We start from the raw sequence: 15,461 nt of genomic DNA, 5'->3' as shown, positions 1-15,461 counted from the left end.
TCATCACGCCCCCGCCGGGCTACAACCCGCGCCCGGTCCGACTGTCCGACAGCTTGCGCACTGCCGGTGTCACACCTGTTTCATGTGTTCACCACTGGCCGCCGCCCTCGCGAACCCACATGAGTGCTGCCGGCTTCTGTCGCACGCCTCCGGCCCCCACTACAGTGCGGATGACGCAGGGTGTCGTATGTCTTGTGGGGTGCTGGTGTGCCAGGGGGCGATCCTCGTGGAGGTGCTGCCGCCGGAGGCGGGAGGGCAGGACACGGTGGCGCCCATGATGGCGGCGGAGTTCGAGGCGCGAAGCCGCCTGCGCCGTCCGCCGGAGATGCCGGTGCGGGTGGTGGACGTGTTGCACCGCACGGTCTACCGCTACGCGAAGCCGGTGGAGCGCAGCTCGCACCTGTTGCGGCTGACGCCCATGCATGACCGGCTCCAGTCGCTGCTGTCGCATGACGTGACGCTGTCGGTGGGGGTGACGCTGTCGGAGTACGAAGACGTCTTCGGCAACCGCGTGCGCCGGGCGGTGGTGGACACGCCCTACACGGAGCTGGTGATGGAGGCCCGCTCGCGCGTGGAGCCGCGGGACACGGAGCCGCTGGGATACCGGCCGCTGCACATGTGCTCGGTGCTGCCGCTGGTGTGGATGCCGTGGCAGGCGAACATGCTCCAGCCGTACCTGCTGCCACCGGAGCTGCCGGACACGCAGCTGGAGGAGTTGCTGGAGTACGCGATGAGCTTCGCGCGCCGCAACGACTTCGACCTCTTGGACACGCTGCTGGACATCAACTACTCCATCTTCAAGGAGTACCAGTACGCGCAGGGCACCACGACGCTGAACACCACGGCCTTCAGCGTGTATTCGGCGCGCAAGGGCGTGTGTCAGGACTTCGCCAACGTGTTCATCTGCCTGGCGCGCCTCTTGGGAGTGCCTGCGCGCTACGTGTGCGGGTACCTCTACACGGGGCCCAAGCACGCGAACGCGGTGATGGCGGAAGCCTCTCACGCGTGGGTGCAGGTCTACCTGCCGGAGGTGGGGTGGAAGGGCTTCGACCCCACGAACGGCATCCTCACGCAGACGCACCACGTGCGGGTGGCGGTGGGGCGCCAGTACTCGGATGCGACGCCCACGACAGGCACCCTCTACCTGGGTGGTGGCGGGGAGTAGCTGGAGGTGCTGGTCCGCTGCGAACCGGTGTCTCCCGAGGGGCAGTAAGCCGGTTGTCCCAATTCAAGACCTGCTTTGATGGGTTCACTTGGGGTATGGCTGGAACGGGGTGAACATGGTCTGCTGCTCCTCTCTCGAACCCGTACGAGGAGTGATGTCCATGAAGCGCATCCTGTCATTGATGATTGCCACGTTCGCCCTGGCCTGCTCGGGCCCTGAGTTCCAGGAGCCAGGAGAGGAGGGGGCATCCGTCGAAGGGGCTGGGAGCGAATCCATCGCGACCCAGGAGAACGCCGTCACCTATTCCCTCTGCGGTTCCCATACGCTCAATTGCCCGGTCGGCTACACCCGTGTCGGTCAACTCTGTTCGTCGCACTGCTCGGCGCTGGGCTACTCGTGTTCGCCCTTGGGCTACAACGAAACCCTCTGCTTCAAGCCGGATCCCATCGTCGGAACCATCAGCGCGACGCCCACGAATGTGCGCATCAACCTGGATGTGACGCAGACGGGGACGACGAACATCTGCTTCGATGTCAGCGGCGTCACCGAGGGAGAGGTCTGGCTGAGCGTGAACAACCAGTCCGAGGTGCTCTTCGCGCGTGGCGACAACTTCTGCCAGGCCGCGCCCTGGATCACGGCGGGCAACACCTTCGCGTTCAAGCTCTACTCGGGCAGGGCGCACACCACGCTGCTCGCCACCGCGACCGTGACGGGTGAGGGCTACCGCGGAGGCACCAATCCGCCCCCGCAGTGTGGCCCCTGCCAGTCGGGCTACTCCTGCTTCTGCGGCGACCGCGTGTGCCGCCGCGAAGGCACGCTCTGTCCGTGACGTGAGTGCATTGCCACGCCCTCGGGGCTCCCGGGGGCGTGCATTGCGCGTGTCAGCTCAGTCCCTGGTGGTCTTGGATTCTCTCAGCCGCCACACCGTGAACGTGTGCAGCCGTCGCCTCCGGAAGACCCCCGTGAGCTTCACCGGGCCCTCCACGGAACCAAAGCGTTGCACCAGTTCCTCCGGAGGCGCCGCGCCGTTCTCCGAACACCACAGCACGTCCTGTCCCGGCTTCAATTCCAGCTCAGGCCAGAGGTCATACTGGCTCTTGCGCCGTGACGGCCCCACCGTGTCCGTCTCCACGCCCGCCGTGTACGCGACCTGCGAAGCCAGCTGGTACGTGGGCGCGTAGACCGCCGTGGGCCCCGGCACCATGCCCGGGAACAACTGCTCCGGCGTCCTCAGCCGCTCCAGCACGCCCCAGCCGTGCGTCCGCGCCAGCACCACGTCGCGCTCGAACGTCAGCACCGGGAACAACAGGTGCGACGTCACCGCCAGCACCACCGCCATCCCGCTCCACGCCGCCGCCCGCTGCCACACCGGCCGCATCCCCGCGACCCCAATGCACGCCGCCACGTATGCCGCCGCAGGCCAGTTCGCCTCGCCCCGCGTCTTTGCCGCCGCGTAGCCGAAGAACAACAGCGGAATCACCGCCGCCATGCGCAGCAGGAACTGCTCCCTCGGCCCGCGCACCGCGTACACCAGCGCCAGTGGGAACAGCACAGGCCCGCCCATGGCGAACTGTCCCGCCACGTACTCGCCGAACGTCGCCCACCCTCCGCGCCCGCCCAGGCCGTGGTTCAGCTGGAACTTGAAGCCCACCCACTCATGGCTCGCGTTCCACAACACCACCGGCAGGAAGCACAGCAACCCAAGCCCCGCCGTCACCCACGCTCCCGCCGGCAACCGCCGAGCCCGCAGCGCCGCGACCATGAACGCCAGCCCCAGCAGCACGGACGGATACTTGGACAGCAGCGCCAGGCCACACGTCAGCCCCGCCAGCACCCACTTCTCGCGGTAGAGCGCCCACAACCCCAGCGCCCAGAACAGCAGCATGGGCGAATCCGGCGTGGCCCAGACTCCGGAGAGGATGCCCACCGGCACCGCGCTCCACAGCGCCAGCGCCCTCCAGGCCGCGTCCCTGGACCGATACACGTCCAGCGCCAGCCCCCACACCGCCACGCCCGTCCCCAGCCCGCACAGGAGCGCCGTCCCCCGGATGCCCAGCGCGGCGATGAGCCACGCCACCATCGGCGGATGGTCGAAATATCCCCATGCGAGATGCCGGGCCCATTGCCAGTAATAGGTTTCGTCGAAGTAGACGTCCGTTCCCATCGCCAGCGCGAGCCGCACCCCCACGCCCATCGCCACCAGGACGAGGCACGCCTTCATTCCCGGGCCGGGGCTGGAGTGGGCGGACGCACGCACGCCCCTGGACAAAGCGCACCGGAGGGCCGTTGGCCAGCGGGGAGTGAGACCATTTCAGCTTGCCCCCGCGAACCCAGGCTCACAATGTGAAGGGCCGCGAAGCCGCAGCACACCGGGAGTACCCCATGGCAGACCATCCCCCCTCCGCTCATACCAACCGTCTGGCCCAGGAGCCGTCGCCGTACCTGCGCCAGCACGCCACGAATCCCGTGGACTGGTACCCCTGGGGGGACGAAGCCCTGGCCCGCGCTCGCGCGGAGAACAAGCCCATCCTGCTCTCCGTGGGCTACTCCGCGTGCCACTGGTGCCACGTCATGGCCCACGAGTCCTTCGAGCACCCGGACATCGCGCGCCTGATGAACGAGGGCTTCATCAACATCAAGGTCGACCGCGAGGAGCGCCCCGACCTGGATCAAATCTACCAGGGCGTCGTGCAGCTCATGGGGCAGGGCGGTGGCTGGCCCCTCACCGTGTTCCTCACTCCCGACCTGCGCCCGTTCTACGGCGGCACCTACTTTCCGCCCTCGGACCGCTACGGCCGGCCCGGCTTCCCGCGCCTGCTCACCGCGCTGCGCGACGCCTGGGAGAACAAGGCGGACGAAATCGAGGAGCAGGCCCGGCGCTTCCAGGAGGGCCTGGGAGAACTGTCCACCCACGGACTGGACGCCGCTCCCGCGCACCTGTCCGCGGAGGACATCGTCGCCATGGGCCAGTCCATGCTGAAACGCATGGATCCGGTGAACGGTGGCTTCGGCGGCGCCCCCAAGTTCCCCAACCCCATGAACGTGGCGCTGCTCCTGCGCGCGTGGCGGCGCGGCGGCGGCGAGCCCCTCAAGGCCGCGGTGTTCCGCACGCTGGAGCGCATGGCGCTGGGCGGCATCTACGACCAGCTGGGTGGCGGCTTCCACCGCTACTCCGTGGACGAGCGCTGGCTGGTGCCCCACTTCGAGAAGATGCTCTACGACAACGCCCAGCTCCTGCACCTGTACTCGGAAGCAGAGCAGGTGGAGTCACGGCCGCTCTGGCGCAAGGTCGTGGAGGAGACCGTCGAGTACGTCCGCCGCGAGATGACCGACCCGGACGGCGGCTTCTACGCCACGCAGGACGCGGACAGCGAAGGCGAGGAGGGGAAGTTCTTCGTCTGGCATCCCGAGGAGGTCCGCGCGGCCCTGTCCGTGGGCCAGCAGTCGGACACCGTGCTGCGCCACTTCGGCATCAAGCCCGGCGGCAACTTCGAGCACGGCGCCACGGTGCTGGAGGTCGTCGTCCCCGTGGAGCAGCTCGCGAAGGAGCAGGGCCGCTCCGTGGAGGCGGTGGAGAAGGAGCTGGCCGAAGCGCGCCGCGTCCTCTTCCTCCTGCGCGAGCAGCGCGTGAAGCCGGGCCGTGACGACAAGATTCTGGCGGGCTGGAACGGACTGATGATCCGCGGGCTCGCGCTGGCGTCGCGCGTGTTCGACCGTCCGGACTGGGCGAAGCTGGCGGCGGGCGCGGCGGACTTCGTGCTCGCGAAGATGTGGGACGGCAAGCGGCTGTTGCGCTCGTACCAGCACGGCCAGGGCCGCATCGACGGCTTCCTGGAGGACTACGGCGACTTCGCCTCCGGGCTCACCGCGCTCTACCAGGCCACCTTCGACGCGAAGTACCTGGACGCGGCGGACGCGCTCGCGCACCGCGCGGTGGAGCTGTTCTGGGACGAGGAGAAGCAGGCGTACCTGTCCGCGCCCCGGGGACAGAAGGACCTGGTGGTGGCGGCCTTTTCCCTCTTCGACAACGCCTTCCCGTCAGGTGCGTCCACGCTGACCGAGGCGCAGGTGACGCTCTCCGCGCTCACCGGTGACGTGTGCCACCTGGATCAGCCGGAGCACTACGTCGCCAAGCTGCACGACCAACTGGTGCGCAACCCCATGGGCTACGGCCACCTGGGGCTCGCGGCGGACTCGCTGGTGGACGGCGCGTCGGGCGTCACTTTCGCGGGGACTCGCGAGGCCGTGGCCCCGCTGCTGGCCGCAGCGAACCGCACCTACGCGCCCGTGTTCTCCTTCGGCTGGAACGACACGGGCTCCGCTCCGCCCGCGCGCCTCCAGGAGCTCTTCGAGGGACGCGACCCGGTGGAAGGGAAGGGCGCTGCGTACCTCTGCCGCGGCTTCGTCTGCGAGCGGCCCATTAGATCGCCGAACGATCTAATTCGAGCAATTGGTGTACCCAATGAAAATTCGGTCCCTTGATGACATCCCGAAACATATAGGCAAATGGCGCAGTGCGCCGAAAGTCAGGCGTCTGAGTCTGTTTCATCCTTTTGAAGTAGCTTGTGAGCCTCAATATATTTCTTAAGTTTCACGTAGGCACTGTCGAGCCGTCGCTCTCGTTCGGCCATGTCAAACGGAACCATAGCGGAGCCAATTGTTTCACGCCAGATTCTGCCGACTCTGGAATCCTTGATTTGAGGTTGCGTTTCAGTCAAGTGCCATTCTGAAACCGCTTCGAATTCGGCTGCGGGAGCGCGGTCGGCCATTTGTCGAAGACTACTGTCGTCGGATTTGAATGTGCCAGACGATAGGATGATCCAATTTTTATTTGACCATTCTTCGGCGTAGTTGGCCCAAAGCCCTTTTGCAATCAGGCTGTGCTTCTTGATGCGATCGTACTCGGGCTTGCTAAGAAGCAATCGTCGGCCTTGGGCGGCTAATGAGCCTAGGGGACCACAGGAACTATAGTGAGGACTCAGCATTGAGCGAATCCAACTATAGAATGAGGATGCCGAGAGCGATTGATATGGGAGAACCATATGGTTCGGTGTTTTGAGGCAGTCCTCCCAGATGCGACCGGGACGGCTTGGTGCTAGTATTGTATTGTGTTTCATCTGGGTTAATATCGATGACTCGGAAATTCCCCATCCGGACTCACTGAGCCATGTTTCGGTCCATTCTGTTGTCGGTCCGATATTTGTGGTCGAGTTGTACCGATTCCATTTGTGACTGTTGGGTGGGATTGTTGGGTGGTTTACGAGTAGGTAGGCAATGAAGTCTTTGCAGACGTCGTCGTAGAGTTCGTCATGAAAGGGAAACTTGCGTGTGGTTAGCGAAGTCCGTTGTAGGTTTAGTGGGAGATGCCCGTCGGGGTCGAAGACCGATACGCGAGGAGTTCGGAAGCCAATGCGAGGGAGTTGTTCGTATTGGTACTCTGGTTCAGGATCGTCGTGGTGGGCTTCGTCATTGTAGTCGTCGTAGTCTCTGCCGATAGGGACTTGAATCCCGTTGCAGGCTAGTGCTGGACTGGAGTTGTTGTCCCAGTATGTCCACTGGATGTCTGAAAATTGGGCATGGCTGATTCGGCGCCACTGGTGGTCGAGAGGGTCGTTGCTGTCCGGTATTTGGTGGTCTTGTTTTAGTTCTCGAGCCCCTTTGTTTTTGATTGTTCGCACTACGGAGGGAGAGTTAAGGCAGTACCAATCCCATCTGGCGTCGTAAGCTGTTAGTGCCTTTGTTTCGGCGGCGTTGCTCTTGATTCGAATGGTTGTCCCGACGGGGCGCTCAATGTAGCGCAATTCCACCAACTCATCGTCAATGCCCGCGGAAAATGATATCCCCCTGGCTTGCGAGATGTGGCGGGTTGATACCTCAATTCGCTCCCCTAGTAGGAAAGCGGCGAGTACGCCCACTCCGAAACGACCGCTCCTGGCTACTCGGGAATGGCCAGATTCATCTGTGTGTTGCTTCTTCCACGCGTCGCTGCTTCGAAATGATGCTCCGGCTTTAAGGAAGTAGTCTTTTACGATCTCGGGGGTCATCCCAATGCCGCGATCGCTGATGGTGATTGTTGCGAACTTGCTGTCTCTTTCGACGGTTATTGCGACGTCAGCGTCTTGTTGAGTTAGTTCGGGTTTGGGTGTGCTTTGGCGACTCTTTAGATAGTCAGAGAGTTCGCGGCATGCGTCGACCGAGTTTTGCATTAGCTCGCGGATGCCGACTTCTGGAGAATCGCCATATAGTGGGCCAACTAGGAGTTTAAGCAAGTCGGCGCTGGCTGTGCGAAACTCAGCTTGGCCAGGCACATACTCTGCTGTTGCAGCAAATGTCTTTTCGTCGTCAAGATTTGACCGAATGCGACGAAGCATGATTCCAAAGCTGTCTAATCCTGAGATCCGCCCATATAGCTCTCCTAGTACCGCCCAGACGTCATCGAGTTCCTTCTGGATTGATGAGAAGAGGGATTTGAGAGCTATGTATGTTCCTCCGTCAGAAGGAAGCGCTTTGATGTAGAGTGCTTCGGGATCATCATGTCTACTGTGAATGTTGTCGATGGAGTCGTGCTTCTTCCATTCACCAGTTGAGATAGGGCTTTGAAGCGCTCGTACGTTGAGTAATTTTGCAGGCGCTCGCTCTGCATGGATTTGCAGGTAGTCTGCTACCCGCAGTACGCCCATGATGAAAGGAGCATGGATGCCACGAACTTCACGACGCTCATCGATTGGCAGATGCTCGACGGCTTGTCGTAAATCCATGCCATGGCTTCGTGCAATGAGGCCGCAAATGTCTGCGGTTTTGCGTTCGATGCCTTGTAGCTTTAATGGCGTCTTGGTCGGTCCAGGAATGCCTGATAACGCAATTTCATGAGCCAGTCGTGGATGATGCCGACGAAGAAATTCTCCAATTAGGAGACGGTCTCTCCTGCTCATGTCATTGGAGTTGAGCGGAGGAGGCCTGATGGGCTCAGTATCCCCAAAGAGCTTCTTTAGTCTCCGGCCGTCGAAGCGGCTTGCCTCTTGTAGAAAATTGTTCCAGAGAACTGGCCAAGATGCGGAGTCGATAGAAACGATTGGCTTCGCCCAATCTGGATTCTTGAGCAGCGCAATGAATCCATCTTCACTTAAGTGCATTGCGCAGTCGTGAAGAAGAATGGCTAGTATGAGAGCAGATGAGTCCTCGGGTGTAATGTGCTCCCATGTGTTGTCATGTATTAGTGCTTCGGCGGTTATGAATACCTCGTTGATGTGCGTCGGTCCGTGGTCGGTATATTCGGGGAAGAATGGAAGCTTGTTGTCTGCGATCCAGGGCTCGAACTCGCCGAGACTAAGCATTATGGCGCCCTGAAGCTTGGGATTCCGGCCAAGAACACTGTTTAGTTGCTTGGGAATTTGCAGGTAATTAGTTGGCATGGCTGCCTGTATTTAAGTTGACGCAGTCCTGAGCGAGAAGCGACTGTCTTGGTGAGTACCGGTTCTTGGTGCACCGGACTACTTCACGTCCGTGACCTGGAGCGAACCGATGAGGGGCGTGATCTCCGCGTTCCCCTCGTAGCCCACGTAGAAGTGGGTGGCGTCCGCGACGGGCTGGTTGAAGGTCGGATCCAACTGGGTCCACTCGCCCACGAAAGCCTCCACCCACTCGTGCCAGTACAGCGCGGGCACGCCGTCGGAGTTCACCATGTAGATGACGCCGTCCACGCGGCGGGCGGGGATGCCGGACGCGCGCAGCATCGCCACCGTGAGCAGCGAGTGCTCCGTGCAGTCGCCCTTCTTCTGGCGCAGCACGTCCGTGGCCCGGTCCGCGCTGGCGCCGTAGTCCTTCTGCAGGTTGCTGTACACCCACGCGGACAACATCCGCGCCGCCGTGTACGCGTCCTTCTCCTCGCGGATGATGCTCTTGGCCTGCGCCTTGATGGCCGGCGCGTCCGCCTCCACCGCGAGCGTGGACTTGAGGTTCTCCCCCTTGTCGGGGTCCGCCACCGGCCGGGCCGCGCGGCCCTTGGGCGAAGGCGGCGCCGCCAGCAGCGTCACCTCCACGCGGCCGTCCGGCAGCCGCTGGTACTTCTGCCGGTACGTGTCCTGCTGGAACTTCTCCGGCAGGTTTTTCATCACCAGCTTCACCTGGCCGGGAATCTCGCGCGCCTTCGCGGGCAGCGGCTTGGGCAGCACCACGCGCGTGAGGCCGAACACCTCCACCAGGTCCATCCGCTTCGCGACGGACTCGGACTCGGCCCGCGCCTGCATCGTCTGGCCGAAGTCCACCCGCACCATCTTGCCGTCCGACGTCAGGAAGGCCGCCACCGGCACCTTCTCCTTGTCCGACAGCGTGCTCACCCGCGACAGCTTCACCTTCACGCCGCCCAGCATCTGCTCCTCGGGCGCCTCCACCGTGGTGACGGTGCGGTAGGTCTCCAGGTCCGTGCCGTCCAGCGTCGAGCCCTCCACCTTCTGGCCACGAAGCAGCGCCACGCGCGCCTGGTCCGCGTCCTCCACCGTCTCCTTCGGCAGCGGCATGGGCTTGAGCACTTCATCCGGCTGGCCCGGGCGCTTGCGCACCACGCGCAGGGAATCCCCCGTCACCGTGCCCACCAGCTCGTTGTCCCCGCCGTCGCCCTTCTGCGTGACGGTGAAGGACAGCAGCTTGCCGCCCGGCTTCGCTTCGTAGACGCGCACCTCGCGGTGCACGCGCTCCGACACGCGCGTGCCCACCTGCGCCTTGAAGATGAGCTCGTTGATGCTCTGCGCCTTGTTGCCCGGCAGCACCGTCAGGTCGGTGAAGAACCAACCCACCTTCTTGTCCATCAGGTACAGGCCGAAGTACTCGCCGCCCTTGGGGCGCGGGGCCTTCAGCGCGTCGGAGAGCTCCTGGGCCTGCGGGGCCTGGGACGTCTTCGCCTGCGCCTTGGCCGCCGCGGCCTTCACCTGGTTCTTCAGTGCGGGGGCCTGGGCCCAGGCCGCGGAGGGCGCCCCTGTCAGCAGGGCGAGCAGGCTCAACAATCCCAGACGGGTGCGTCGCATCGGTCGGTTCATGGAAGGCATCTGCTCGCTCCTGATGGGGGACTACAGGCGCTTGGTCAGGATGATGAGGTCGTCACCCTGCTTGTAGAAGTCGCGCAGGCGCGCTTCCTCGCCGTACTTCATGGACGCGTAGAAGCCGCGCGTGGGGCCGTAGGCCTCCGTGGCGCTCGTCTCCACGCGGATGAGCCGCGCCTTGCGGCGGCGCAGGTCGCCCTCCATGGAGGACACCAGCTGCGCGCCAATGCCCTGGCCGCGAACTTCCGGCGCGGAGGCAATCCAATACAGGTCGAACGCGTGCTCCGTCATCGGCGTGGGGCCGTAGCAGCAGTAGCCCACCAGCCCGCCGCCGTCCTGCCCGCGGTCCGCCACGAGGATGGAGTAGTCCCGGTTGCCCGCGGTGAGCGCGGTGTCAACCAGCTCGATGGCGCAGTCCTGCTCCTCCTGCGAGAAGGTTTCGATTCGCCGGATCAACGCGGCGAGCGGTTCCCGGTCCTTTCTTTCGAGTGTGCGGATTTCCATGGGCTCTTTCGAGAGCGACCTCCACGAGTCGCGAGGCCAGGGTCGCGTAGTCCATGCCGGCGGCCTGCGCCGCCTTCGCGTACCCCGCGCCCGGGTGAAGGTCGCAGTTGGGGTTGATGTCGATGACGTACGGCACACCCTCGGGCGACACCCGAAGGTCCACGCGTCCATAGTCCTGGCAATCCAGCGCTGCAAATGCTTCCAACGCCGTCTGGATGCAACGCGCTTCCTGCACTGCGTCGAGCCGGCAGGGCCCCGTGGGCGAGTCCCGGTACTCCGGTGACTCCGCCTCCCACTTGGCCCGGTACGACACGATGTTCGGCCGGCCGTCGAACGCGCGACCGAAGTGGATCTCCGTGAGCGGCAGCGCCTGACGCGGGCTGTTGCCGAGCAGGGGCACGTAGATTTCCCGCCCCTGGATGAACTGCTCCACCAGCGCGGGCTGGTGGAAGGTGCGCAGCACGGACTCGCACGCCCGCACGAGCGCCGAGCGCTCCGTCACCACGGAGTCGAAGTCCATGCCCACGCTGGCGTCCTCGCGCGCGGGCTTCACGATGAGGGGCCACGGCAGGTCCACCGCCAGAGCGTCCTCTCGCTTGCGCACCACGAAGGAGGCGGGGGTGGAGACGCCGTGGGCGCGCAGGATGTCCTTGGCCTTGGGCTTGTGCAGCGCCAGCCCCAGCGACAGGGCGGACGAGCCGGTGTACGGCAGGCCCAGCGCGTCCAGCAGGCAGGGGACGGCCATCTCTCCGCGGCTGTCCGCGGCCAGCGACTCGCAGAGGTTCACCACGAGGTCGGGCTGGAGGAAGCGCAGGGCCTCCACGAAGTCCAGCTTGTCTCCTTCGATGGCGAGCGGCTCGGCGACCACGCCGTCCCGGCTGAGCGCGTGGGCCAGGCTCTCGGCCACCCGGACCACGTCCTCGCGGGCTTCGCGCCCGGGGTCGTCCTCGAGGAGGTCGTGGTCACGATTGTGCAGCAGGATGATGTGCATTCGGAGTGCCCCGAGGGTTAGCACGTCCCCACGGACCTTCCCAGCCTGTGGCGTGGTGGCCGGTCGGTCCCTCACAGGGCTACCGCCTGCCAGGGTATGCGCTACGGTGGGTGGACCCGTCGGAGCGGAAACCGGCCACCCCCGGCTTCAGGTCCCGACAAGGACGACATGCGGATTCGCGACCCCATCCACGGCGTCATCCCGGTGAGCGACCCGGAGAAGGCCGTCATCGACAGTCGCTTCTACCAACGTCTTCGCTACGTCCGGCAGCTGGGCTTCGGGGACATGGCCTTCCCCGGCGCCACCCACACCCGCCATGCCCACTGCCTGGGCGCCATGTTCGTCGCCTCGCGCGTCTTCAACGCCGTGGCCAGCCGCTCCGACCTGCCGGACGATGTGCGTGAACATTTCTGCACCGCCGTGCGCCTGGCGGTCCTCTGCCACGACCTGGGCCACATGCCCCTGTCGCACGCGTCCGAGCGCATCGCGCCCCGGCGGTCGCTGCTGCGGCTGCCTGGTTGGCTGGACTCCGTGGCGGAAGGGGAGCAGGCGACCCACGAGGACTACACGGCGAAGCTGCTCCTGGACAGCTCGCTGACGGAGATCATCCAGAAGGAGTTCGGCTCGCGCGGCATCACCCCCATGGCGGCGGTGGCGCTGATTACCGGTGCGAAGCCTCCCAAGGATCCAGGCTTCACGTACAAGGGCGTGGACTGGACGCCGCTCTTGCGCGCCATCGTCTCTGGTGAGCTGGACGCGGACCGGATGGACTATCTGCTGCGCGACTCGTTCTACACGGGCGTGAACTACGGCCGGTATGACATGGATTGGATCGTCTCCAACCTGAACCCGGCGGTGAAGGATGGCAGGGCGGTGCTGGCCCTGTCGCGCGCGGCGGCGTTCGCGTTCGAGGACTTCCTGCTCAGCCGCTACCACATGTTCGTGTCGGTGTACCTGCACCACACGTCAGTGAACTTCGACCACATGCTGCGCCGGTACTACGAGGAGACGCCCGGCGAGTTCGAGATTCCCCACGACCCGGAGGCCTTCCTCCTCTGCGACGACGCGGCGCTCTGGTACACGCTGCGCCGTTCGAAGAACCGGTGGGCGGAGCGCATCAGCCGCCGCCAGGGCTTCAAGCTGCTGGCGCAGTTCACGGAGCGCGACACCGGCTACGACCTGGAGGTGCTCAACAGCGCGCTCACCAGCGGCGGCTTCGAGCACTACACCGTGCTGTCCAAGGGAGCGCTCAGCAAGTACGTGGGGTCCTCCGGGGCAGGCGGCAACCCGGGGTTGTTCATCCTGGATGTGTCCACGGGGCGGCTGACGGAGGTGGCGCGCTACACGCCGCTCTACCAGCGCTACAGTGGCGCGGTGCGACTGACGCGGCTCTACGTCCGGCCAGACCAGGCGGAGCGGGCGCGCGAGATGATGGGCCGGCTGCTCGGCCAGACGACGCAATCCTGAAGGACGACGGTGCAACCATGAGCGAGCCCCTTCCTGGCATGGGCCTCTTCGCGCCCCACACTCCCGTGGAGCCCCGGCCCTCCTCGGTGGTCATCCTCTACCGGCGCATGCACGCCAGCGTGGAGGTGTTCTGGGTGAAGCGCGAGCGCGCGCTCACCTTCGCGGGCGGTTTCTATGCCTTCCCCGGCGGCAAGCTGGACAAGGACGACCACGACGTCCCCGTGCAGGGCGCCCAGGGAGAAGAGGCCGCGCTGCGCTCCGCCGCGGCGCGCGAGCTGTTCGAGGAGGCGGGCGTGCTGGTGGCGGAAGGCGCGCGTGCGCTGTCTCCGGAGGCGCTGGAGGAGGGGCGTGCGGGGCTGCTCGCGGGCACGGTGAAGTGGAGCGAGTGGCTGACGCGCCACACGCTGTCCCTGCGCGCGGAGGACCTCAAGCCCGCGGGGCGCTGGGTGACGCCGCCGGCCATCCCGGTGCGCTTCGACACGCGCTTCTACCTGGTGGAGCTGCCGGAGGGCGCGGCGGCGAGCATCATCCCGGGCGAGCTGACGGAGGGCGCGTGGATCCGCCCGGAGGACGCGCTGTCTCGCTGGAGCGACGGCACGGCGCTGCTGCATCCGCCCGCGCAACACGCGTTGCAGGTGCTGTCGGATTTCACGAACGAAGCGGACGCGCGCGCGAAGCTGAGCACGCCGCCGTACTGCCCGGGCTACGTGGCCCAGCGCATCGAGTTCCAGCGCGGCGTGCGCGTGGTGGCGCTGGAGACGCCCACGCTGCCTCCGGCGACGCACACCAACGCATACGTGCTGGGCACGGGCGACCTGCTCATCGTGGACCCGGGTTCGTCGGACGTGAAGCAGTACGCGAAGCTGCTGTCGCTGGTGGCGGGCCTGAAGGCGGAGGGCGCTCGTCCGGTGGCGGTGGTGCTCACCCACCACCACGGCGACCACGTGGGCGGGGCGCTCGCGGTGAAGGAGCGGCTGGGCATTCCGCTCTGGTGCCATGCGCGCACGGCGGACCGGTTGGACTTCCCGGTGGAGCGGCTGCTGGAGGACGGCGAGGTGCTGAACCTGGACGGGCCGATGGTGCAGCGCTGGCACGTGCTGCACACGCCGGGGCACGCGCGTGGGCACCTGTGCCTGGTGGATTCGCGCAGCAAGGCGGCCATCGTGGGCGACATGGTGGCGAGCGTGGGCTCCATCGTCATCGACCCGCCGGAGGGCAACATGGTGGAGTACCTCACGCAGCTGAAGCGACTGCGTGACTGGCCCGTCACCACGCTGTACCCCGCGCACGGGTCTCCAGTGCCGGATGGCCCGGGCAAGCTGAACGAGTACCTGCGTCACCGCGCCCAGCGCGAGGCCCTCATCCTGGAGGCCGTACCCGCGACGGGCGCGACGCTCGCGGAGGTGGTGGCCACGGCCTACGCGGACACGCCGCCCCTGCTGCATCCGGTGGCGGAGCGCAGCGCCCTGGCCTCGCTGGAGAAGCTGGTGGCGGAGGGCCGCGTGCGCGAGGAGTCCTTCACCTGGTTCCGCGTCGGGGCTTAGCTAGAAGCTGCCCATCAGGCCCAGGTGCGGGCCCTTGCTGCTGTAGGTGGCCACGGGCATCAGGCGCACGGTCGGAGCGGGGGCTGCCTGCATCGCGGCCTCCTGGCGCAGGGCATTGGCATTGGACAGTTCGAAGCCAGCGCTCGCGCCCACCACCGGCAGGATGAAGAGGGCGGCGTTGAGGGCCGGCGGCGCCTCCGTGCCTCCGCTGTTCACCAGCGTGAGCGCCAGGAACGTCGCGCCCCAGCCCACCATGCTCCCGGCCACCGTCGCGCCCACGCGGCCGCGCCCGCCCATGAACCGGCCGCCCGCGTAGGTGCCCACCGGGATGCCGATGATGCCTCCCGCCGCGGCGCCCGCGACGGCCATCACCAGGCACTCGTCACAGCCCACCGTGGCGGACCCCAGCAGGTACCCCACCGAGCCCAGCACCGTCGCGCCCACGACGCCGCCCGCCGTGCCGCTCAGCACCTCCACCGCCACGCGCGGCACCGGGTCCTTCGCGGCGGGCGGCGCGGACTTCACGGAAGGCAGCGCCTGGGAGGGGACGGAGGTGCGCGTCGGGACCTCGTCACCCTGGGTGACGTCCGGGGGCGGAGGCACGTCCTCGTCCGGCGCGCCCACCAGCGGTGGGGGCGTGAGGCTCCCGGCGGGAACCTGTGCCGGCTCGGCCGGGGTCTCCTGGGCGGAGGCCAGGCCCGACACGAGCAGCAGGGCGAGAAGTGTGGACAGACGTGTGCGCTTCACCAGGACTT

General features: G+C 65.8%; 11 protein-coding genes. 5 read left to right on the top strand and 6 right to left on the bottom strand.

The annotated features are described in order from the left end of the window. Positions 1-187: 187 nt before the first annotated feature. Both GTZ93_RS14235 and GTZ93_RS14230 read left to right on the top strand, forming a co-directional pair. Positions 188-1,165: a transglutaminase family protein gene (locus GTZ93_RS14235; protein ID WP_257979435.1), complete on the top strand. Its 978-nt coding sequence runs from the start codon at positions 188-190 to the stop codon at positions 1,163-1,165. A 160-nt stretch (positions 1,166-1,325) separates the two neighbouring features. Continuing rightward, positions 1,326-1,994, top strand: coding sequence for a hypothetical protein (locus GTZ93_RS14230; RefSeq protein WP_139921914.1), 669 nt, complete (start codon positions 1,326-1,328; stop codon positions 1,992-1,994). A 57-nt stretch (positions 1,995-2,051) separates the two neighbouring features. On the opposite strand, the gene GTZ93_RS14225 is transcribed toward GTZ93_RS14230, so the two are convergent. Continuing rightward, positions 2,052-3,386: an ArnT family glycosyltransferase gene (locus tag GTZ93_RS14225; RefSeq protein WP_161662816.1), complete on the bottom strand. Its 1,335-nt coding sequence runs from the start codon at positions 3,384-3,386 to the stop codon at positions 2,052-2,054. Between the two features lie 161 nt (positions 3,387-3,547). Here GTZ93_RS14225 and GTZ93_RS14220 point away from each other — a divergent pair, with 161 nt between their 5' ends. Then, positions 3,548-5,647: a thioredoxin domain-containing protein gene (locus tag GTZ93_RS14220; protein ID WP_139917997.1), complete on the top strand. Its 2,100-nt coding sequence runs from the start codon at positions 3,548-3,550 to the stop codon at positions 5,645-5,647. Positions 5,648-5,691: 44 nt separating this feature from the next. On the opposite strand, the gene GTZ93_RS14215 is transcribed toward GTZ93_RS14220, so the two are convergent. The 4 genes from GTZ93_RS14215 to GTZ93_RS14200 all read right to left on the bottom strand — a co-directional run bounded on the left by GTZ93_RS14215 (position 5,692) and on the right by GTZ93_RS14200 (position 11,695). Then, positions 5,692-8,577 (bottom strand): HD domain-containing protein, encoded by a 2,886-nt coding sequence (locus GTZ93_RS14215; protein WP_139917995.1) that lies wholly within the window; start codon positions 8,575-8,577, stop codon positions 5,692-5,694. Between the two features lie 78 nt (positions 8,578-8,655). Further along, positions 8,656-10,185, bottom strand: a complete 1,530-nt coding sequence (locus GTZ93_RS14210; RefSeq protein ID WP_257979146.1) for a transglutaminase-like domain-containing protein — start codon at positions 10,183-10,185, stop codon at positions 8,656-8,658. Between the two features lie 42 nt (positions 10,186-10,227). Beyond that, positions 10,228-10,656, bottom strand: a complete 429-nt coding sequence (locus tag GTZ93_RS14205) for a GNAT family N-acetyltransferase (RefSeq protein ID WP_233597048.1) — start codon at positions 10,654-10,656, stop codon at positions 10,228-10,230. Next, positions 10,595-11,695 (bottom strand): D-alanine--D-alanine ligase family protein, encoded by a 1,101-nt coding sequence (locus GTZ93_RS14200; protein WP_139917991.1) that lies wholly within the window; start codon positions 11,693-11,695, stop codon positions 10,595-10,597. The genes GTZ93_RS14205 and GTZ93_RS14200 overlap by 62 nt, the downstream gene beginning before the upstream one ends. 168 nt (positions 11,696-11,863) lie before the next feature. Here GTZ93_RS14200 and GTZ93_RS14195 point away from each other — a divergent pair, with 168 nt between their 5' ends. Continuing rightward, complete coding sequence (locus GTZ93_RS14195) at positions 11,864-13,162, top strand: HD domain-containing protein (RefSeq protein WP_120577252.1); 1,299 nt, start codon at positions 11,864-11,866, stop codon at positions 13,160-13,162. A gap of 17 nt (positions 13,163-13,179) precedes the next feature. Continuing rightward, positions 13,180-14,706, top strand: a complete 1,527-nt coding sequence (locus tag GTZ93_RS14190; RefSeq protein ID WP_139917989.1) for an MBL fold metallo-hydrolase — start codon at positions 13,180-13,182, stop codon at positions 14,704-14,706. On the opposite strand, the gene GTZ93_RS14185 is transcribed toward GTZ93_RS14190, so the two are convergent. Continuing rightward, positions 14,707-15,453, bottom strand: coding sequence for a GlsB/YeaQ/YmgE family stress response membrane protein (locus tag GTZ93_RS14185; protein ID WP_257979145.1), 747 nt, complete (start codon positions 15,451-15,453; stop codon positions 14,707-14,709). Positions 15,454-15,461: the final 8 nt, after the last annotated feature.

The sequence above is a fragment of the Corallococcus exiguus genome, assembly GCF_009909105.1.
Taxonomy (GTDB): domain Bacteria; phylum Myxococcota; class Myxococcia; order Myxococcales; family Myxococcaceae; genus Corallococcus; species Corallococcus exiguus.
The sequence above is the reverse complement of the archived record's forward strand: the minus strand, read 5'-3'. Positions and strand labels throughout refer to the sequence as shown.